This is a genomic window from Natrinema sp. CBA1119 (assembly GCF_002572525.1).
GTDB lineage: Archaea > Halobacteriota > Halobacteria > Halobacteriales > Natrialbaceae > Natrinema.
In genome coordinates, this window is sequence record NZ_PDBS01000001.1 from 1,280,080 (window position 1) to 1,300,576 (window position 20,497).

Genomic DNA, 20,497 nt, shown 5'->3' on the forward strand with positions numbered 1-20,497 from the left:
CTTGCCTCGAATCGCGCTGCACGGCGTCACTCGCTCGGTTCGACCGTCACGTCGGCCGCGCCGCTCGTGACGATCACGAGGTGGGTCCCACCGCTTTCGGTCGTCACGTCGAACGTCTCCGACTCCGAGATCGATCGCGTCTCTATCGGCCCGTTCTCCGCGTGATCGAGTCGGAAACTGATCGCTGTGGACTCGACCGACGTTTCGTTTTCGGGTTCGGCGACGGCGACGTTCTCGACGGTCACCGTCAGTTCCTCGCCGGCCTCGGCGTTGAACTCCGCCGTCTGCTCGTCCTGCACCCTCGAATCGGCGTAGCCGTCGTCCGTGAAACTCGTCAGCTCGCTACACCCCGCGAGAAGGACCGCTGTCGAACCCGCGACAACTGTGCGTCGGTACATGGCTACGAGATAGCGAGACCGTCGAGTAATAGCCACCGGACGGCTCACGATTCGATATTCACCTCGAGTCAGGCGGGGAGCGAGACCCGGCTCACCGGCAGCTTGTAGGTTCCGTCCCAGAACTCGAGTCCGCTGACCGTCCACCGGATCGGCTCGATTTCGCGGTCGGCCAGCCGCTGTGCGGTCTCGAGGTCGCCGCCGCGGGCGAGCGTCACGTGCGGGACGTAGTCGCCGCCCTCGAGTCCCTCGACCGTCTCGAACGCCTCGGTGAGGTCGGCGTGAATGGCCTCGAGCCCGGGACTTTCGACGGCCAGATAGACGACCGGTGCCGACCCCAGCGGCGGATCCTCGAAGTAGTCGATGGCCGTGATTTCGGCTTCGACTGCGGGGGCACCCTCGAGCGCGCGGTGGGCGCGGTGCTGGAGCTGGGCGACGTGGTCGTCCTCGCCGAGGCGCTTGAGGAGACAGGAGTGGTCCTCGCGGATGGTTTCGAATCCGACGAGGTCCGGGTGGAGCCGGTTCGCAAGCTGGCGGACGCGGCCGGGAACTGGAACGTTGACGCTGTACACTTCGCCCGGTATTGGGCCGGTGTGGCTATCAGTCTGATGGTCTCGCAAGCGACCATCGCGTCGCCGATTCAGATTTGATCGAGCAGCCAGAGGACGATCAGGACCGCGATCCCGAGCTGAACGAGTATAAAGAACGGGCCGAGTAGCCCCGCGATACTGCCGATCACCGCCCCGAGAATCTCGAGGACAAGCAATACAGCCACCAGCCCGAGGACGATCTTCAGCAGCGTTTCGACCTCGAGTTCACCGCGTGAGTCGATCATACACTCACGTTCGGCTGACTGTGTGAAAAACCATCGTTCCCGCGGTCGGAAAGACCTATTTAGACGGCGACGGCATGTTCCCATAATGGACGTGAGGGGGCTGCGGGCCCTGATTTGCGTGCTCGTGGTGGTCGCGTGTTTGCTCGCGCTCGTCTCGGCACCGTTCGCTGTGGCGGCTGACGCCGGGACGCAGCGAGCGGCGCTACAGGACGGGTCGGACGGCACCGAGACGGACTCGAACGAGAGCGTGGAACTCGAGGATGCCGATCGGATCCACATCGACGTCGTCATCGCCGAGGACGGGTCGGCACAGGTGACCGCCGACCACCAGTTCGATCTCTACGGCGAGAACAATTCGACGGCGGAGTGGGAGGCCCTGAACGAGAGTCTCTCGAACGACAGGGAGCGGTACGTCGAGGAGGAGCGAGACAGCTGGAACGACACCCTCGAGAAGGGACAGAACGAGACGAACCGAGAGATGAACATTTCGGGCGTGTCCATTACCACGGAGGTGGATTCGCAACCGCGGGAGATCGGTCACGCGAAAGTCTCCTTCACGTGGTCACAGTTTGCGCTCACCGAAATGACGCAGCTCAAAGCGGGCGATGCGCTGTCCGGATTCACGCTCGGGGAAGGGACGACGTTGCAGTTCCACTGGCCGGAGGGGTACACCGTCTACGAGAACGAGGGCGAGCGACAGATCGATCCGTCACCGAGCGAACTGTCGGAGGGATCCGTCTCGTGGCAGGGCGACTCGTTCACCGACGACCAACCCCGGGTCGTGCTCGCCAAGAGCAGCGACTCGAACTCGAGCGCAGACCAGACCCCATCCGACGGGGGACCGGCGATGCCGTGGGTGATCGTCCTCCTCGCGCTGGCGCTGCTGGCGACCGTCGGCGTCGTCGGCTGGCTGGTCGGGCGAAACAGCCCCGGCGATGACGGGACCGACACCGGCTCCGACAAGGCGTGGCGAACCGACGGCTCGACCGATGTCGACTCGAGTCCGTCCGGCGATCAGCCGCCGGACGGTCCCCCGCCGGAACTGCTGAGCAACGAGGAGCGGGTCCTGCGCCTGCTCGAGCGACGCGGCGGCCGGGTGAAACAACAGGAGGTCGTCTCGGAACTGGACTGGACCGAGGCCAAGACGAGCCAGGTCGTCGGCGATCTGCGCGAGGACGACGAGATCGACGTGTTCCGGATCGGCCGGGAGAACGTGCTGGCGCTGCCCGAAGACGAGTCGCGTCGATAGCCGCCGCGTCTATCGTCTTCTCGCTCTCTCGAGGGGACCGCCGCCTCACTTCGGATCGGTCAACGAACGAGCGGTGGCGCGTGCTGTCGGTCGGCCGAGTGAAAGCGAGGCCGGCCGACGTCATTGCGCGAGGGATGAGCGAGCGACTGTGGAGCGAGCGAATCGGCTGGGGAGGGCGTGGCGATTCCCTGTTGCCACGGTAGCAGGACACTCTACTCTACTCTACTCTACTCTACAATCGATACCCCACAAACCAGTTGTTCCGTTCACAGCGAGACTGATCCCAGTCGTTGGTCTCGCGAGCGTAACAGTCGTTTTCCCGTTTTATCTACCGTCATCGTTGTCTTCGAGATCGGCCGTGTGTCGCGGTACTGACCGGTGGGAGCGCGATGTAGTAGGATTTAAGACTATGGATCTACAGTGTTTGACCAATGAGCCACTCCGTCGGCACGGCGCTCGCCGTTCCCGGTACCGACGGGACCCTCGCTCGTCGGCGACCGCGACGGGGCCTTTGAGCCCACTCTTTATTTCACCCCACGTTCCCGGATCGTTCCACCGTTCCCGAAACTGCAGAATTTTCGGTTAGCAGCGCCTCTCCAACTTATTTTCGGAATTGAAACCAACGGGCTTAAGTCCGTCCTGTGGGTTTACTCGAGTACGATATGACACGCGTGGCACTTGCGTTTTCGGGCGGCCTGGACACGACTGTCTGTGTCCCGCTGCTCGAGGAAGAATACGGATACGATGACGTGATCGGCGTCACGGTCGACGTCGGACAGCCGGCCGAAGAGTTCGATGAGGCCGAAGAAACCGCCGAAGCACTCGGCCTGGACCACTACGTCGTCGACGCGCGAGCGGAGTTCGCGCAACTCTGTCTCGAGAGCGTTCGCGCGAACGCGACCTATCAGGGCTACCCGCTGGGAACGGCGCTCGCCCGACCGGTGATCGCGGAGGCGATCCTCGAGGTCGCGGAGGAACAGGACTGTACCGGCATCGCCCACGGCTGTACGGGCAAGGGCAACGACCAACTCCGCTTCGAGGCCGTCTGGCGCAGCTCGGACCTCGAGGTCATTGCCCCCGTGCGCGAACTCGGGCTCACCCGCGAGTGGGAGCAGGAGTACGCCGCCGAGAGAGACCTGCCCGTCGAGGGCGGTAGCGGCGGCGACTGGTCGATCGACACCAACATCTGGAGCCGCTCCGTCGAGGGCGACGACCTCGAGGACCCCAACTACGTCCCACCGCGAGACATCTACGAGTGGACCGACGAGCCCGGTAGCGAGACCGAGGAGATCGAGATCGCATTCGAGCAGGGCTACCCCGTCGCCATCGATGGAGAGGAGTACGAGCCAGTCGAACTGATCGAGTCCCTGAACGAACTCGCCGGCGGATACGGCGTCGGCCGCACCGACACGATGGAAGACCGCATGCTCGGGCTGAAGGTTCGCGAGAACTACGAGCACCCGGCCGCGACGACGCTGCTGAATGCTCACGAGGCCCTCGAGGGGCTCGTTCTCACGCAGGAGGAGCGCCAGTTCAAGACACAGATCGACCAGCAGTGGTCCCAGAAGGGCTACGAGGGCCTGATCGACGCGCCGCTCGTGAGCGCGCTCGAGGGCTTCATCGCCGAGACCCAGAAGCGCGTCACCGGTACCGTCACGATCCGCTTCGAGGGCGGGCAGGCGCGTCCGGTCGCCCGCGACAGCAAGTTCGCGGCCTACTCGGCCGAGCACGCCTCCTTCGACACCGAGACGGTCGGCAAGATCAAGCAAGAAGACGCCACCGGCGTCGCGAAGTACCACGGCTTCCAGCGCCGCCTCGCGAACGAGGCGATCGCCGCGAACGCAGCCGACGAGGAAGTCGAACTCGCGACTGATGGAAGCGGCGACGAGGACGACGAGTAATCATGACCGAGGAGAGCGCTCAGAACGGCGGCGAATTCGAAGCCGACGGCGGCGACGAAGGCGGTGAGCGATCCTCGTCGGATCCCGGATCCGACGGCGTCGTCCGCCGAGACCGCTTCAGCGGCGGTCCCGCCCGGAGCTTCCTCTCCTCGCTCGACGCGGACGAACGCATTTTTGCGGCCGACCTCGAGGTCGACCGCGCGCATACAGTCATGCTCGCCGAGCAGGGAATTATTGGAGACGCCGTGGCCGGGCAGATCCTGACCGCGCTGGACGCGATCGAGGTCGACGGCCACGACTCGCTGCCCGACGGCGAGGACGTCCACGAAGCGATCGAGACCGCCGTTATCGAACGCATCGGCGCGGACGGCGGGAAGATGCACACCGCGCGCTCGCGCAACGACGAAGTCGCGGCCTGCATCCGCTATCGCCTGCGCGAGGACGTCCTCGAGGCGATCGAGACGACGCTCGCGCTGCGCGAATCACTGGCCGACGTCGCCGAGGCGCACGCCGAGACGATCATGCCCGGTTACACCCACCTCCAGCCCGCCCAGCCCACCACCGTGGCACACTGGGTGCTGGCTTACGAGGGAGCCGTCCGCCGCGACACCGAACGCTTGCTCGAGGCCTACGGCCGGATCAACCAGTCACCGCTGGGCGGGGCCGCGTTCGCCGGAACGACGTTCGATATCGACCGCGAGCGCACCGCTGAATTACTGGGCTTCGAGGGCGTCGTCGAAAATTCGATGGACGCCGCCTCGAGCCGGGACTTCCTGCTCGAGACGGTGCAGGCGCTGTCGACGCACGCGACGACGCTATCGGGGCTGGCGGAGGACGTGATTATCTTCGCGAACCGCGGCTTCGTCGATCTGGCGGACGACTACTCCTCGACGTCGTCGATCATGCCCCAGAAGAAAAACCCGGACACGCTGGAACTCGTCCGCGCGGTCGCGGGCGACGCGGCCGGCGGCGTCCAAGGGCTGACGACGACGCTGAAAGGATTACCCCGCGCGTACAATCGCGACCTGCAGCGGGCGACGCCACACGCGTGGGAGACCGTCGACGCCGTGACGGAAGCCAGCGAGGTCGCGGCTGGTGCGGTTGCCACCGCCGACTGGAACGAGGAGACCCTCGCGGCGGAAGCCGGCGAGGGCTTTTCGACGGCGACCGGCGTCGCGGATCTGCTCGCGGCGAACGGATTGCCGTTTCGGACCGCACACGAGCTGGTCGCCGTCGCCGCCGAACGAGGGGCCGATTACGACGCCCTCGAGGCCGCCGCGCGGGAAGTGCTCGGCGAGTCGCTCGAGGCCCACGTTGACCCCGAGGCGGTCGCGGACGCGCTCGATCCGGCCGAAAGCGTCGCGAGCCGCGACTCGCAAGGCGGTCCCGCACCCGAGGCGGTCGCTCCCCAGCTCGAGTCGGCCCGCGAGGCGCTCGCGACCGACGAGGAGACCCTCGCGGATGCGGCCGACGCGCTCGAGGCGGCCCGCGAGGCGCTCCGTTCGGAGGTGAACGGTTATGTCTGAGGCGGTCGCTCGAGCGGGACGGCCCGGTCGACCCGCGAAATCGCGGGCAGTCGCTCGGGTCGTTCGGCGACGGTCCCCGCGTGGGGACGAATTACCTGCTCCATGATATGTCAAAGTAGACCTGCGGTGAAGTAGCCCACACGGACCGGTAGAGTGGCGTGCAGTTAATATAATTTTGCTGTTAAGTTCGAAGGCTTTAAGGGACCCCGGCCCCCACGTGCGAGTACAATGACCGAATGCGTCGAGTGTGGGGCTGAAGTGTCCCTGCACGACGATCTGGAAGTCGGAGAGATTGTCGACTGTACGACCTGTGGAGCCGAGCTCGAAGTCGTCGATACGGAGCCGCCAGTCCTCGAGCGGGCCCCCGAGCTCGAAGAGGACTGGGGTGAGTGACCTTGCAGACGGGCGCGATTTCGCCGTCCCCTGCGCAGCCGGTTCGCAGAGCGCGTAGCGCCGCAACCCCGACGCAGAGGTGTCTCGCGTGAACGTCGGCATACTCTACTCGCGGATTCGAAAGGACGAGAAACTCCTCCTCAACGAGCTTCGCGAGCGCGACCACGAGGTCACGAAGATCGACGTTCGCAAGCAGACCTTCGACATCTCGGACGCCCCCGCGGCGTTCGACGGCCTCGACATCGTCGTCGACCGCTGTCTCGCCACGAGCCGAAGCCTGTACGCCACGCAGTTCTTCGAGGCCTACGGCATCCCCGTGGTCAACAGCCACGAGACCGCGGACATCTGCGCCGACAAGGTGAAAAACAGCCTCGCACTCGAGAAGGCGGGCGTTCCCACGCCCGCGACGAAAGTCGCCTTCACGAAGGAGACGGCCATGGAGGCCATCGAGGAGTTTGGCTACCCCTGCGTCCTCAAACCCGTCGTGGGTTCGTGGGGTCGCCTGATGGCGAAGATCGACTCCGAGTCGGCCGCCGAGGCCATCCTCGAGCACAAGGCCACGCTGGGCCACTACGAGCACAAGGTGTTCTACGTCCAGGAGTTCGTCGAGAAACCCGGCCGCGATATTCGCGTGGTCGCGATCGACGGCGAGCCCATCGCCGCGATGGTTCGCTCTTCGGATCACTGGATCACCAACGCGGCGAAAGGTGCCGAGGTCGATCCGTTCGATGTCGACGACGAAGCGCGCGAACTCGTCGAGACGGCAAGCGACGCCGTCGGCGGCGGCTTGCTCGGCGTCGATCTCATGGAAACCGGTGACTCCTATACGGTCCACGAGGTCAACCACACGGTCGAGTTCAAGGCTCTCGACGGGGCCGTCGAGACCGATATTGCGGGAACTGTCGTCGACTGGCTCGAGTCGAAAGCCGACGCCGCGGCCGACGAGGAACTCGAGGTGAGCGCCTGATGGCGGACGGCACCGAGACCGGCGCGGACGCAAACGCCGAGACCGTCACCGCAAGCGTCATCGGCGGGAGCGGCTTCACGGGCGGCGAGCTCCTGCGACTGCTCGCTGGCCATCCGAATTTCGATATTACGGAGGTCACGAGCCGTTCGAAAGCCGGCAAGAGCGTGGGCTCCGTCCACCCGCCCCTGCGCGGCTCGGACCTGCGCTTTACCGAGCCCGAGGATCTCGAGTCCGTCGACGTGCTGTTCGCGGCGACACCACACGGTGTCTCCATGGGCCGGATCGACGATTTTTTCGACATTGCAGACACCGTCGTCGACCTCTCGGCGGACTTCCGGCTCGAGAGCGAAGCCCAGTACGAGGAGTGGTACGACGGGCACGAGGCTCCCGAGTACCTCGAGAAGGCCGAATATGCACTTCCCGAGATCAATCGGGAGAACCTCGAGGGCGCGGACCTCATCGCGGGCGGCGGCTGTAACGCCACCGCGACCATTTTGGGCCTCTACCCGCTGTTCGAACACGGCATTCTCGAGGGCGGCGAGCAGATCGTCGTCGACGTGAAAGTAGGGTCGTCGGAGGGCGGCGCCGGCGGCGGCGAGGCCTCGAGCCACCCCGAGCGCTCGGGCGTCGTCCGTCCGTACGCGCCGACCGGCCACCGCCACGAGGCCGAGATCGAGCAGTTCCTCGACACCTCGGTCGCCTTCACCTGTCACGCCGTGGACATGGTCCGCGGCGCGAGTGCGACGAACCACGTCTTCCCCTCGGGACCGGTCTCGAAGGGTGACCTCTGGCAGGCCTATCGGGGCTGCTACGAGGACGAGCCGTTCGTTCGCATGGCCGCCGGCGGCTCCGGCGTCTACCGCTACCCCGAACCCAAGGCGGTCGCCGGGACGAATCTGGCCGAGGTCGGCTTCGAACTCGACCCATCGAACAAGCGCATCGTCGTCTTCTCTGCCATCGACAACATGATGAAAGGCTCGGCGGGACAGGCGGTCCACGCCGCCAACGTCGCGCTGGGACTCGAGGAGACGGCCGGACTCGAGTTCACGGGGCTCCACCCCGTGGGGGCACCCTGAGATGACTACGGTAGTGAAAATTGGCGGCGCTCGAGCCGTCGATCCCGAAGGCGCACTTTCCGATGTGGCTTCGCTGGTCGAAAACGGAGAGGATGTCGTTCTCACGCACGGTGGTTCGACCGCCGTCGACGAGACGCTCGAGGAACTCGACGAGGAACCGACCTACGTCGAGACACCCGGCGGCGTCGTCGGCCGCTTTACCGACGAGCGCACCATGGACGTCTTCAAGATGGTGATGCCGGGTAAGCTCAACACCGATCTGGTCGAGAGCCTGCACAACGAGGGCGTCGACGCGGTCGGTCTCTCGGGCACGGACGGCAAACTACTCTGCGGCAAGCGCAAGTCCGCCGTCCGCGTCAAAGAGGACGGCAAGAAGAAGATAAAGCGCGGCGACCACTCGGGCACGATCGAGTCGGTCAACGCCGACCTGCTCGAGACGGTGCTCGCGGGCGGCTACACGCCCGTCGTCTCCGTTCCGGTGCTCGGGAAGGAGAAGGGCGGCGGCTATACTGCAGTCAACGCCGACGCCGACCGCGCCGCGGCCGCGATCGCCGGCGCACTCGAGGCCGATCTGGTCGTCCTCACCGATGTCTCGGGGATCTACGAGGACCCCGACGACGAGTCGACGCGTATCGAGTCGGCGTCCACGCCCGACGAGTTCGAGGCCGTCAAAGACGCTGCTGAAGGGTTCATGACGAAGAAGGTCATGGCAGCCGAGGAGGCCCTCGAGGGTGGCGCGTCATCGGTTATCGTCGCGACGGCCAACGCCGACGAACCGATCACCAGCGCGCTCGCGGGCGAGGGGACGACCCTCGAGCCCGGCGCGCTCGCTGATGCGGATGCAGACGAGACGGCACAGGAGGCCGCAGAATGAGCGACCTCGACTTTATCTCCGGGAGCAAGCCGATCGGCATCGAGCGCGGCGAAGGGCCGTTCCTCTACACTGCCGACGGGACGGAGTACGTCGACGCCGGCGCGAGTTTCGCGTGCACGCCGCTGGGTCACTCCCACCCCGCGGTCGTGGAAGCCGTCCAGGAGCAAGTCGGCGAACTGACCTTCGTCGACTCCTCGTATCCCGTTCAATCGCGCGAGGACGCCTACGCCTCGTTCGTCGCGTCGACGCCGGACGGACTCGAGTCCGCCTGGTTCTGTAACTCCGGGACCGAGGCCAACGAGGCCGCGCTGAAGTTCGCCCGGTCCGCCACGGGGAATTCGAAGATCGTCGCCGCGACCCGCTCGTTCCACGGACGGACCATGGGGGCGCTCGCTGCGACCTGGAAGGACAAGTACAAAAAGCCCTTCGAGCCGCTGGCCGGTGACGTGGAGTTCGTCCCCTACGGCGACGGCGAGGAACTCGCGGCCGCCGTGGACGACGAGACCGCGGCCGTCATCCTCGAGCCAATCCAGGGCGAAGGCGGGATCAACGTTCCACCCGCGGGCTACCTCGAGACCGCCCGCGAGTGCACCGACGAGGCCGGCGCGGCGCTCGTCTTCGACGAGGTCCAGACCGGCATGGGCCGGACGGGCTCGATGTGGGCCTGCCAAAACGCGGGCGTCACGCCGGACGTGCTCACGACGGCGAAGGGGCTGGGCAACGGACTCCCCGTCGGCGCGGTCGCGGTCCGAGACTGGATCGCTGACGGCGCAGCCTCGCACAACGCCACGTTCAGCGGCGGCCCCGTCGTCGCCGCGGCGGTTCACGCGACCGTCTCGACGCTGGTCGAGGAGGAGTGGCCCGCCCACGCAGCCGAGATCGGCGACTATCTGGTCACCGAACTCGAGGCCGCGGTCGGCGACGAGGTCCGCGAGATCCGTGGCGACGGGCTGCTCGTCGGCGTCGAGTTGAAACGCGGCGCGAACCGCGTCGCCCGCGATCTGGCGATGAATCAGCAGGTGCTGGCGCTGCCCGCGGGTCGGACCGTCCTGCGACTGCTCCCGCCGCTCGTGATCGACGAGACGGAGGCGGACCGGCTCGTGGACGCGCTGACCGCGGTCGTCGCATCCGACACCGAATCATGAACGCGAACTCGAGCGAACCGACGGACGTGACGGCGGCGGACGCCCGGGAGCTGTTGATCGATCTCGTTTCGATCCCATCGCCCACCCGCGAGGAACGGGAGGCGGCCAAGCGCCTCGTGGACTTCTTCGAGGCACACGACCGAGAGGTCTGGATCGACGCGGTCGGGAACGTCCGCGCGCCGGCGGACGACGCCGTGTTGTTGACCTCGCACATCGACACCGTACCGGGGGACATTCCCGTCGAGGTCGAAGAGACCGGCGACGACGAGATTCTTTGGGGACGCGGCAGCGTCGACGCGACGGGGCCCCTCGCCGCGATGGCGGCCGCCGCCGTCCGCACCGGCGTCTCCTTCGTCGGCGTCGTCGGCGAGGAGATCGACTCGAAAGGGTCGCGCTACCTGATCGACGACCGTGACGAGTCACCGGACGCCGTCGTCAACGGCGAACCGTCCGGTGCAGACGGGATCACCCTGGGCTATCGCGGCCTGATCGCCGGCACGTACGTCGCGACCAGCGAGTCCGGCCACACCTCCCGGCCGGATCCGAACGCGATCCAGCACGCCGTCCGCTGGTGGTCTGCCGTCGAGGACCGCTTCGAAGGCGACGAGTACGAACCGGTCTTCGAACAGGTGACGACCAAGCCAGTCGACATCGAAGGCGGCGTCAGCGACGACGGCCTCTCCGTCGAAGCGACGATGGACATCCAGTTGCGCGTGCCGCCGGCGCTCGACGTCGGGACCGTTCGCGAAGCCGCGGAGGCCGAACTCGAGGTCGGGACCGTGACCTGGAAGGACAAGGTCCCGCCGGTGATGATGAGTTCGCGAACGGCGGTCGCACGGGCGTTTCGCGTCGCCATCCGCAAGGAGGGTGGCGATCCTCGCCTGGTGCGAAAGACCGGAACGAGCGACATGAACATCTACGCCGGGGCCTGGGACTGCCCGATGGTCACCTACGGGCCGGGCAACTCGGACCTCGATCACGCGCCCGATGAACGACTGCCGTTGTCGGAGTTCGACCAGTCGGTATCGGTCCTCGAGCGCGTCGCGCGGACGCTCAGTGAAGAGTGAATACACGGATTCCAGACGAACGATTACAATGACGATAGATACCGACGACACACGGCCGAGACATTTCCTCGACGTCGACGATCTCTCCGAGGAGGAACTGTTCGCAGTTCTCGACAGAGCCGACGAGTACAAACGCGCCGTCGAAGCCGGCGAGGACCACGCCGACCTGTCCGGACAGACGCTGGGGATGCTCTTCCAGAAGGCGAGTACCCGCACCCGGGTCTCCTTCGAGACGGGGATGACACAACTCGGCGGGCACGCGATCTTCCTCGGGGAAGACGACATCCAGCTCGGGCGGGGCGAACCGCTGAAAGACACGTCGCGTGCGCTCTCGCGGTACGTCGACGCGGTGATGGCTCGCGTCTTCAAACACGAAAACATCGAAGTGCTCGCGGAGTACTCCTCGGTTCCGATCGTCAACGGACTCACGGATGACGCTCACCCATGTCAGACGCTCGCGGATCTGCTGACGATCCGCGAGCACGCAGACGGCTTCGAGGATGTCTCGGCGGCCTGGATCGGCGACGGCAACAACGTCGCCCAATCGTTCGCGCTCGGCTGTGCGCTGACGGACGTCGATCTGACGATCGCGACGCCCGAGGGGTACGAGGTCGACGACGCCGTCCTCGAGCGGGCCCGCGAACTCGGCGGCGATCCGACGGCCACGACAGATCCCGTCGAGGCAGTCACCGATGCCGATATCATCTATACGGACGTCTGGATCAGCATGGGCCAGGAGGACGAACGCGACGTCCGCATGGACGATTTCGCGGGCTTCCAGGTCAGCTCGGAGCTGCTCGAGCACGCCCCCGATGCGTCGGTCATGCACTGTCTTCCAGCCCACCGCGGCGAGGAGATCACCGACGAGGTCATCGAGGGCGAGCGCTCCATCGTCTTCGACCAGGCGGAAAATCGGCTGCACGCCCAGAAGGCGTTGTTGAGCTGGCTGCTCGAGTGATCGCGCCCACGAGCGAAGCGAGTGGGATTTTTGGTCCGGATTTCGAGAGCGGTGAGTGACGTACCGAGGGACTCCAGCGGCCGAGCACACTCGATGCACTGGCTCGTCGGAGTACTGAACCGCCGGAGAAACAGCTCGTTTCCGCGGTCAATCCGATATTGATCAACGCCGCCGTGTGGTCATCCGTTTGAACTATCTATCGCGCTTATATCAGAGTCAGTCGAGGAGTGACGCGACCCATGTCGTTCAGACTGGTACTCGCGACGCTCCTCATGGTGTTAGGGCCGGCGGCCCTGATCGCGCTGGTCCTGCTATAACGCTGGGGAAAGGGGTATCGATCACGAATCACGGGGACTGCAGGGGTCGGTTCGCAGTTCGGGGAATCGACTGACTCGAGCATCGTCGTCGCGTCACCGAACGGGGTCAGCGACGCGGCCCAGCGGGTCGCCCACCGACGAATCCAGTCACTTTTTCCCCCTCGCCACCTTCTCGACCGACAATGAGTCTCAGTCTCTCGACCGATCAACCGGAACAACCTGCGGACGCCGACGATGGCGTCTGGCTCGAGTGCATCGAGTGCGGCGACACCTTCGCCCCCTTCGACGATGTCCGATACACGTGCGACGAGTGTGACGGGCTGCTCGAGGTCCGCTACGCCGACCTGCCTACCTTCGACGACTTCGAGGGTGAGGGCGTCTGGCGCTACGCCGACGCGCTGCCGTTCGAATCGGGCGTCTCGATTCAGGAAGGGGCGACGCCGCTGTACGAGGTCCCCCGCCTCGAGGACGATATCGGCGTCGAGACCCTGCGGATCAAACACGAGGGGATGAACCCGACCGGCTCGTTCAAGGACCGCGGGATGACCGTCGGCGTGCGGGTCGCCGAAGAACTCGGCGTCAGCCGACTGGCCTGTGCTTCGACGGGTAACACCAGCGCCGCGCTGGCTGCCTACGGCTCCCGCGGCGGGATGCAGACGCTCGTGCTCCTCCCCGCCGGCAAGGTCGCCGCCGGCAAGATCGCCCAGGCGAGCCTCCACGGTGCGCGCATCCTCGAGGTCGACGGCAACTTCGACGCCTGTCTGGATATCGTTCAGGAACTCGCGGGGCAGGGCGAGGCCTACCTGCTGAACTCGCTGAATCCCTTCCGGCTCGAGGGCCAGAAGACGATCGGCCTCGAGATCCTCGAGGGCTTCCTCGCCGATTACGACACCGTCCCGGACCGGATCGTGCTGCCGGTCGGCAACGCGGGTAACACGTCGGCGCTGTACAAGGCGTTCCGCGAACTCGTCCAGGCGGGCGAACTCGAGGAGAGCGAGGTCCCGAAACTGACCGGGGTCCAGGCCGAGGGTGCCGCGCCGATGGTCGAAGCGATCGAGAACGGGGCCGACGAAGTCCGGCGCTGGGACGACGTCGAGACGCGCGCGACCGCGATCCGTATCGGGAACCCGGTCAACGCGCCGAAAGCGCTGCCCGGCATCCGCGAGACCGGCGGGACCGCCGTCGCGGTCTCCGACGAGGCAATCACCGAGGCCCAGCGCGACCTCGCGGGCGAGGGGATCGGTGTCGAGCCCGCCTCGGCTGCTTCCGTCGCCGGCCTCCGAAAACTCCGCGCCGAGGGAATTGTCGACGACGACGAACGCGTCGCCTGTCTCACCACCGGTCACCTGCTCAAGGATCCCGACGCCGCCGCTGCGGCGGGGAGCGAACCCGAACCCGTGCCGGCCGACACCGAAGGCGTACTCGACCATCTTCAGGAGTAACGTCGGCCGGACGGACGACCCGCGTCAGACGCGTCTGACGCCCGACTGACTGACCTTTTTCCGAAACGGTATGGTAGGCGTTATCGAGCCATGTCCGCCGAGCAACGAGGTCTCACGCCCATCCACTTCAGTGCCGAACGAACCGAACACAGTTCTCCGAACCGACCCGCCGGATCGGACCGCCGAGACGGTCACCCGCTGCAACGGCCCTCCCCCGACTCGGATCGACGGGAACCGCCGCTCGCCTACGAGATCGAACGCGCGCGGCTTCACGCCCGGATCGCCGCCCTCGAGAAAATGGTCGAAACGAGCGAACGACGCCGACAGGCAGTCATCGATCAGTACGAACAACTGTTGGCCGACCGAGCGGACGACGACGAGACGGCAACCCGCGAGTCGGAATCGAAGTCACGGTCCCTGCTGGCGCAATTGGTCGACCGATAGCCTCCCCCATTCTTTCCCTCTCCCCACGGTTTCCTTTAGCCATTCCAACAGTTTAAATATCAAGCAGGAGCCAGTGGTAGATAGGGGATAAAATAACCAATGGCAAATGCTGATGCGTCTGTAGTCTGTCCTGAATGTGATGGCAGATTGCGAAAGAGGGATACTGAAATAGTCTGTGAGGAGTGTGGGCTCGTTTCGGCAGAGGACGCGATCGATCGCGGTCCCGAGTGGCGGTCGTTCGACGACGAGGACAGCGACCCGAGACGTACTGGAGCCCCGCTGACCCGCTCGAGACACGATCGCGGGCTCTCGACGGAGATCGGATACGGCTCCGGCTCGAGTTCGGGGTACAGTTCTCGGTTGACCGGCAGAAAACGACGGCAGATCGCTCGATTACGCCGAGAGCACAACCGCGCTCGAATCTCCTCGAAAGCCGAACGAAATCAGGTGTACGGATTCGCAGAGATCAGGCGGATCACCGCCTTGCTCTCACTACCGGACTCCGCCAGAGAGCAATCCTGTGCGCTCTTCGAGTCCGCTCAGTCCGAGGACCTCCTGCAGGGCCGGTCGCTGGAAGGCTTCGCCGCCGCCGCGATCTACGCGACCTGTCGGACGCGCTCGATCGCCCGAACGACCGACGAAATCGCCGCCGTCGCGCGCGCCGACAGCGACGAACTCACCGTCGCCTACGATGCCTTGAACCGTGAACTCGGTCTGCCGACGGGGCCGATCGATCCCACGCAGTATCTCCCGCGGTACGCATCGAAACTCGAGCTTGGACAGGCGGTTGAACGGCGTGCGCGAGAGCATATCAATACCTTACTCGAGGCCGGACTGATTGGCGGCCGTAATCCAAGCGGGGTCGCGGCGGCCTGTCTCTACAAGGCAGCCGGCGAACGAGATGAGTGGCCGTCACTGACCCAGACCGCTGCGGCCGAGGTCGCCGACGTCGCAGCCGTGACGATTCGATCAACCGTCACGAACCTCAGAGAACTCTAACGTGTCGTTTCGCTACGCAAAGAACAGGCTGTCGAGGTCGATCCGCCACCGACATTACGTCGTTCGGAGCGAGTCCGTACTCGGCTCGTAAACCTCGCCTTTCTGTTTGAGCTTGTCGATCTCGTGTTCAGCCTTCGAGTGATCCATGCCGATCTCCTCGGCCCGCTCGAGGACGATGTCAACCGGCGCGCCGTCGTCGTACTCCTCCTCGATGTCGCCGATCAGTTGCTTGAGGTTCTTGATACGGTCGCGCTGGGACTTCGATGTCCCGGCTTCGACGATGTCCGCGTCGAACTCGCCGGTCTCGGGATCGACGCCGATGTCCTGCAGACACGATCTGACGATCTCGATGACGCGTTCGGCGTCGGCCTGCTCGACCGTATCCGATAGCCGAACGCGGGCGCTGGCCTCCGAGAGGCGCACCAGCGCTTCGAGTTTCCGTGCCGTTACCGGGACCGGTGCGTCATCGTCGGTCCCCTTCGCGCGCAGGTCAACGTAGAAGTCCCGGATCGCCTCACGGGCCTCCTCGGTCATGCGCGGATGGCAGTTTTGCTTCGAGTAGGCGATGTACTTCCGCAGGAGTTCGGCCTCGATCTCCGGATCGACCTGCGCGGTCATCTCGTCGATTTCGCTCTGACTGACGTCCATCGAGGGCATCTCCTCGCGCTGAGTCGTCAACTCGCCGGCGTAGTTTGTCGTGATGATGTGTTCGGCGAGGTTGCGGTCTTTTTCCTCGTCGGGGGTGTCCGTGACCGTAAAGATCAGGTCGAACCGCGAGATCAGCGCCGGCTCGAGATCGATCTGCTCGCTGATCGGCTCGTACTGGTCGAATCGGCCGTACTTGGGGTTGGCCGCGCCGAGCAGCGAACAGCGGGACTTGAGGGTCGCGTTGATCCCCGCCTTCGAGACCGAGATCTTCTGTTGCTCGAGGGCCTCGTGCATGGCACTCCTGTCTTCCGGTCGCATTTTGTCCAACTCGTCGATGGCGGCGATTCCCCGATCCGCGAGGACGAGCGCGCCGGCCTCGAGGCTCCACTGTTGGCCGTCGCCGAAATCGTCGCGAACGGCTGCGGCGGTGAGCCCCGCTGAGGACGAACCTTTACCGGATGTGTAGACGGCCCGCGGTGCGATGTTTTCGATGTATGCGAGCATCTGGCTCTTTCCGGTACCCGGATCACCGATGAGCAACATATGGAGGTCCCCCCGAATCCTCGAGCCATCCGGCAACTGCTTGGTCACGCCCGAGAACAACTGGAGGATCATCGAGAGCTTCTCTTGATCGTAGCCGTAGATGGAGGGCGCGATGGAGGCGACCATCTTCTCGTAGATCCCCTCGGAGCTCGAGAGTCGAACGATCTCCTCTTTGTCCTCGCCGGTGATGTCCATATCCTCGAACTGCTCTTCGTCTACCTCGACGGAGATCCCCTCCATATAGAAGTCGAAGACAGGGGATTTGTCCTGCTGGTCGCCCTGTTGCTCGAGTCGCAAAACGCCGATCGCCGAGACGTGGTCGCCCGGGGTGACCTCGCCGGTGATGTCGTCCTCGATGTTGATGTCGAGGGCCTGTGGAGTTTCCCCGCCGCGCAGCCCCTCGGGGCTCTCCTGAACGCGGAGTTTCTGTGAGTCGATGAACTCGGATTGATCGAAGTTGACGCGGAAGGGTCCTTGCCGTTCGCAGCCCTGACACTCGTGGGGCTCCTGAAAGTCACCGCTGGATTGGGGGATTCGAGAGAGGGTGCCACAGAGCTGGCACTCGAAGGCGGCTTCCTCGATTTTGGGGCGAACGTCGGTGGCCTTGCGGATGATTCCGTGAACTTGCACGAGGGAGTTCATGTCTCGCGCGCGGATCTCTCGGATCTCGGGGGATTCCGTCTCCGGGAGGTTTCGGATCCGGACGTGAGCCTGTCCGAGGCTCACGTCGATCGGGAGGTCATACAGCCGGAGCGCCTCCTCGGCGTAGCGCTGGAGTTGTTCGGGCTGTGCGATGAAGTCGTCCGCGAGATCGGGATCAAACCGGTAGAGGTCCTGCCAGTCGATGTGGAGCGACCGCTGCTCGTTGGGATACTGCTGGGCAAGCTGTTTGATCTCGTTGTCGTAGTAGTTGCGAAAGAACTGCTCGAAAGAGTCGACGAGTTCGGAATTTCCCGCTTGCGCCATTGCACCGTTCTAGGACCGCCATCGGGTATAAATGGTCGTATACCGGGGCGAAACTGAACGGGGACGAGCCGCAGTCGTGCCCGCGCCCTTGAACCGCCATGGTTCCGTCAGTCGGGTGCGATACGAAGCCGTGTCCCCGCCCTCGAGAAATCGGAAAACCGATTCGGTCCACGTCGAACCCGTCGACCCTGTTTTCGTGGCAGACCGACGTGGACCACACACCGTGTCCAGCATTCCTGTCGGCCGGTTGGCCGCGCGGCCACAGTCGTTCGTTCGACTCCGACAGTATGTAACTACGGCCAATCTGTTTTGGCTGTCAGGGACCGAGAAGGAGGGTGACAGCAGCCCGTATCAATCGGCACCGCTCGCGGTCTCACCGAGGCTATCCGCGGCGACGCCGAGCGTCGCGATCGAGCGGAACGCCTCCTCGACGGTCAGGTCGACCTCGTGGACTTTCTCGGTCGGCATGTGCATGACGTAGCCGTTCGTCGCCGGATTCGGCGCGAGCGGGACCGTGGTCGTCACCATCTCGTCTTCGTCCGCGCTGGCTTTGACGACGGGAGGCGTCTCCGCGGTGAGAAAACCGAGTATGTACGCGCCTTCGTGGGGGAACTCGACGAGTTTCACGTCCTGGAACTGGTCCGTGTCGTCATCGACAAGCAGCCGACTGGCCCGGCGAACGCTCTCGTAAACGGTGCTGACGGCGGGGATCGTCTCCATCACCGCGTGGACTCGTTTCGAGAGGTATTTGCCGGTGTGCTCCGCGACGAGGTCGACCAGCAGGAAGACACCGAGCAGCGAGAGCAGCGTCACGAACTCGATTGCCAGAGCCGGCGGTTCGTCGGCCAAGAGATAGGTGACGCCGGCGGTCACCGGCGAGATCGCACTGCGAATGAAGGTGAGGACGACCATCAGGCCCAATACAGTCACGAGATGGCCACTATTCTTAACTGAACGCGGTTGGTCCGACACGTCGTGTCTCGAGATTCACCATCCGAATCGACTGCCGGCTCGGCTTCCAGACGGGAACCACACCAGCAACGGAACCGTTCCGTCTCGGACGTTCTCTCCGACGATCGAACCAAAGGGTATCTCACCTATACGACATCGATTTTCGCCATCGTCGGTGCCGGGTTCGGACTGACCGGTGCGCTCGGCACCCGGCTGCTCTTCGACGGCTCCGACGAGGGTGGATTCGTCGCCGCGTTCTTCATGATCGTCCTGTTCGGCGTCATGGTGTTCACCGGACCGATACTCGGTGCGATCAGCGGGCTTCAACTCGATCGGCAGATGGCTGACACGCGCGAAGCGATGATCACCGCCTTCGCCAGCGGGACGCTCGGCTACGTCGTGATGACGATCGTCGGCGTCCTCGTCACCGTCGTTTTCTCACCCAGTACCGATAGCGCGGACACCGGCGGCACCGGTGGAAGCGGCGGGACCGATCTCTTCGATCTCGGCGACGTGCTCGTCCCCCTCATCGCCATGGCGATTCCCGTCGGCCTCGTCGCCGCGGGAGTGATCTACGTCGGCGATCGGTTCCTCGAGTAGTCAGGGAGAGAGATCGAGGCGAGTTCGCTCCTCGATTCGTCGTTCCACCGGCGGTCTCGAACTCGCTTTCGAGATCGGCCCTCTGCAGGCGGTGAATCCACCTGTTCCGGTCGATACCGAAATCGAGGGCCGGCGAACACCCTTCGTACGTTGGAGCCGCACTGATACCGATGTAGCCGCTTCGTCTCACTCCATGGCAACGCAATCCACCCAAACGCGAGCCGCGGTCCGCTGTGAGAACTGTGACGCGATCCTTGTCGGCGCGATCTCGCCGACGGGCTCGATCCGCCCGCTGGGCACGAGCGAGGACTGCGTCTGCGGTGACGGCTCGTTCACTCGGCTCGAGCAGCCAACTCCGTCTCCCTGATCGGTGGTGTGCGGCCCGTCAGAGCGTCGACCGATCGGTCGATACTGTTCCGCGACAGGGACGGATTTGGAAGACGGTCACAAACGCCCATAACGGCCCGTTTCGAACGTTTAATATCGAACAGTTTCAAGGAGATAATCAACACATTCAACCACATTACTTCCCCTATCTGGCATGATTACCTCGACAAGAAGCTTTATTGTTGGACATACGCTATGGAGTAGTGAGGTGATGACGACGAATACCAAAACGATCACTACGGCTGTACGAAACCCCTGTGGCCATTGTGACCATACTCCGTGTGGGCCCTGCCACCGGCTAGCACCGGAGATTGTCACGCCTCGAACCCGTATGCCTTGATCCTCGGCACTCAGTTTTCACAACGCGGTTTGATACTCCAGCGGAATTACCGGTATTTCACATACCGTTGATCGTCTCCTCTTTGGCAGCGAAAGTGAGATGGCGAGGGGCTCCTCGAATTCCTCTGACCGAGAACCGAGTGGCTTCCAGATCTGCTGGATTCAGCAGATGAGGGAGACCCCCTGTCAGGTCAATTTACGAGTACGGAATACAGATGGAGTCGGCGTGGTGGGTGACCGCTCGTCGATACTGCTCAACAGCTTCCCATGCGTCATCGTAATCCCCGCCGTCCTAGGTGCGCGCGAACTCTCTTTCAGTGACGAGACCAGCGGAATCAGACATGCCTGTCTCGTGTGGTCGAATCGCCAAATCCATACCGATTTTTCGAGTGTTCAGATAATCGCCAGAGGGCAGCGCTTCAAGGGACCACTGGAGTGCTTCTATGGGTAGTTGATTATCAGTTTTGAAAGTGTT

20 protein-coding genes are annotated in these 20,497 nt (G+C 64.4%); 15 read left to right on the forward strand and 5 right to left on the reverse strand.

The window, feature by feature from the left end; translation table 11 throughout:
- Positions 1 to 26 precede the first annotated feature (26 nt).
- The 3 genes from CP556_RS06240 to CP556_RS06250 all read right to left on the reverse strand — a co-directional run bounded on the left by CP556_RS06240 (position 27) and on the right by CP556_RS06250 (position 1,230).
- Positions 27 to 398: a hypothetical protein gene (locus tag CP556_RS06240; protein ID WP_098724826.1), complete on the reverse strand. Its 372-nt coding sequence runs from the start codon at positions 396 to 398 to the stop codon at positions 27 to 29.
- Positions 399 to 466: 68 nt separating this feature from the next.
- Entirely contained in the window at positions 467 to 967 is a 501-nt protein-coding gene (locus CP556_RS06245) for a 2'-5' RNA ligase family protein (RefSeq protein ID WP_098724827.1), read from the reverse strand.
- A gap of 68 nt (positions 968 to 1,035) precedes the next feature.
- A complete protein-coding gene (locus tag CP556_RS06250; protein WP_098724828.1) occupies positions 1,036 to 1,230 on the reverse strand; it encodes a DUF7554 family protein in 195 nt (64 codons plus the stop codon).
- An 85-nt stretch (positions 1,231 to 1,315) separates the two neighbouring features.
- Here CP556_RS06250 and CP556_RS06255 point away from each other — a divergent pair, with 85 nt between their 5' ends.
- The 13 genes from CP556_RS06255 to CP556_RS06315 all read left to right on the forward strand — a co-directional run bounded on the left by CP556_RS06255 (position 1,316) and on the right by CP556_RS06315 (position 15,588).
- Positions 1,316 to 2,479: a helix-turn-helix transcriptional regulator gene (locus CP556_RS06255; protein WP_098724829.1), complete on the forward strand. Its 1,164-nt coding sequence runs from the start codon at positions 1,316 to 1,318 to the stop codon at positions 2,477 to 2,479.
- A 662-nt stretch (positions 2,480 to 3,141) separates the two neighbouring features.
- The gene (locus CP556_RS06260) at positions 3,142 to 4,380 is read left to right on the forward strand and encodes an argininosuccinate synthase (protein ID WP_098724830.1); all 1,239 of its coding nucleotides are present in this window, start codon (positions 3,142 to 3,144) and stop codon (positions 4,378 to 4,380) included.
- A 2-nt stretch (positions 4,381 to 4,382) separates the two neighbouring features.
- The gene (argH, locus tag CP556_RS06265; protein ID WP_098724831.1) at positions 4,383 to 5,906 is read left to right on the forward strand and encodes an argininosuccinate lyase; all 1,524 of its coding nucleotides are present in this window, start codon (positions 4,383 to 4,385) and stop codon (positions 5,904 to 5,906) included.
- Positions 5,907 to 6,134: 228 nt separating this feature from the next.
- Complete coding sequence (lysW, locus tag CP556_RS06270; protein ID WP_005554620.1) at positions 6,135 to 6,299, forward strand: lysine biosynthesis protein LysW; 165 nt, start codon at positions 6,135 to 6,137, stop codon at positions 6,297 to 6,299.
- Between the two features lie 88 nt (positions 6,300 to 6,387).
- Positions 6,388 to 7,266 carry a lysine biosynthesis protein LysX gene (lysX, locus tag CP556_RS06275; protein ID WP_098724832.1) on the forward strand — a complete coding sequence of 293 codons (879 nt, stop codon included), beginning with the start codon at positions 6,388 to 6,390 and terminating at the stop codon, positions 7,264 to 7,266.
- Positions 7,266 to 8,342 carry an N-acetyl-gamma-glutamyl-phosphate reductase gene (gene argC / locus CP556_RS06280; protein WP_098724833.1) on the forward strand — a complete coding sequence of 359 codons (1,077 nt, stop codon included), beginning with the start codon at positions 7,266 to 7,268 and terminating at the stop codon, positions 8,340 to 8,342. Before lysX ends, argC begins: the two co-directional genes overlap by 1 nt.
- Before the next feature lies 1 nt (position 8,343).
- On the forward strand, positions 8,344 to 9,216 hold the full coding sequence (locus tag CP556_RS06285) for an acetylglutamate/acetylaminoadipate kinase (RefSeq protein ID WP_098724834.1): 873 nt from the start codon (positions 8,344 to 8,346) through the stop codon (positions 9,214 to 9,216).
- The gene (locus CP556_RS06290; RefSeq protein WP_098724835.1) at positions 9,213 to 10,361 is read left to right on the forward strand and encodes an aspartate aminotransferase family protein; all 1,149 of its coding nucleotides are present in this window, start codon (positions 9,213 to 9,215) and stop codon (positions 10,359 to 10,361) included. Before CP556_RS06285 ends, CP556_RS06290 begins: the two co-directional genes overlap by 4 nt.
- Entirely contained in the window at positions 10,358 to 11,428 is a 1,071-nt protein-coding gene (locus CP556_RS06295) for a [LysW]-lysine hydrolase (protein WP_098724836.1), read from the forward strand. The genes CP556_RS06290 and CP556_RS06295 overlap by 4 nt, the downstream gene beginning before the upstream one ends.
- 28 nt (positions 11,429 to 11,456) lie before the next feature.
- Positions 11,457 to 12,386, forward strand: coding sequence for an ornithine carbamoyltransferase (argF, locus tag CP556_RS06300; RefSeq protein WP_098724837.1), 930 nt, complete (start codon positions 11,457 to 11,459; stop codon positions 12,384 to 12,386).
- Between the two features lie 499 nt (positions 12,387 to 12,885).
- Positions 12,886 to 14,145 (forward strand): threonine synthase, encoded by a 1,260-nt coding sequence (gene thrC, locus CP556_RS06305; protein WP_098724838.1) that lies wholly within the window; start codon positions 12,886 to 12,888, stop codon positions 14,143 to 14,145.
- 90 nt (positions 14,146 to 14,235) lie between these two features.
- Entirely contained in the window at positions 14,236 to 14,589 is a 354-nt protein-coding gene (locus CP556_RS06310; RefSeq protein WP_255291415.1) for a hypothetical protein, read from the forward strand.
- Positions 14,590 to 14,688: 99 nt separating this feature from the next.
- A complete protein-coding gene (locus tag CP556_RS06315; RefSeq protein ID WP_098724839.1) occupies positions 14,689 to 15,588 on the forward strand; it encodes a transcription initiation factor IIB in 900 nt (299 codons plus the stop codon).
- A 54-nt stretch (positions 15,589 to 15,642) separates the two neighbouring features.
- Here the strand turns inward: CP556_RS06315 and CP556_RS06320 are convergent, their stop codons facing one another.
- Together CP556_RS06320 and CP556_RS06325 are read right to left on the reverse strand one after the other, a co-directional pair.
- Positions 15,643 to 17,745: a minichromosome maintenance protein MCM gene (locus tag CP556_RS06320; protein ID WP_098724840.1), complete on the reverse strand. Its 2,103-nt coding sequence runs from the start codon at positions 17,743 to 17,745 to the stop codon at positions 15,643 to 15,645.
- 351 nt (positions 17,746 to 18,096) lie between these two features.
- Positions 18,097 to 18,657, reverse strand: a complete 561-nt coding sequence (locus CP556_RS06325) for a DUF502 domain-containing protein (protein ID WP_098724841.1) — start codon at positions 18,655 to 18,657, stop codon at positions 18,097 to 18,099.
- Positions 18,658 to 18,720: 63 nt separating this feature from the next.
- On the opposite strand from CP556_RS06325, the gene CP556_RS06330 reads away from it, so the two are divergent.
- Together CP556_RS06330 and CP556_RS25850 are read left to right on the forward strand one after the other, a co-directional pair.
- Positions 18,721 to 19,296 (forward strand): hypothetical protein, encoded by a 576-nt coding sequence (locus CP556_RS06330; RefSeq protein WP_098724842.1) that lies wholly within the window; start codon positions 18,721 to 18,723, stop codon positions 19,294 to 19,296.
- A gap of 193 nt (positions 19,297 to 19,489) precedes the next feature.
- Complete coding sequence (locus tag CP556_RS25850) at positions 19,490 to 19,663, forward strand: hypothetical protein (RefSeq protein ID WP_176548138.1); 174 nt, start codon at positions 19,490 to 19,492, stop codon at positions 19,661 to 19,663.
- The last annotated feature ends 834 nt before the right edge of the window (positions 19,664 to 20,497 follow it).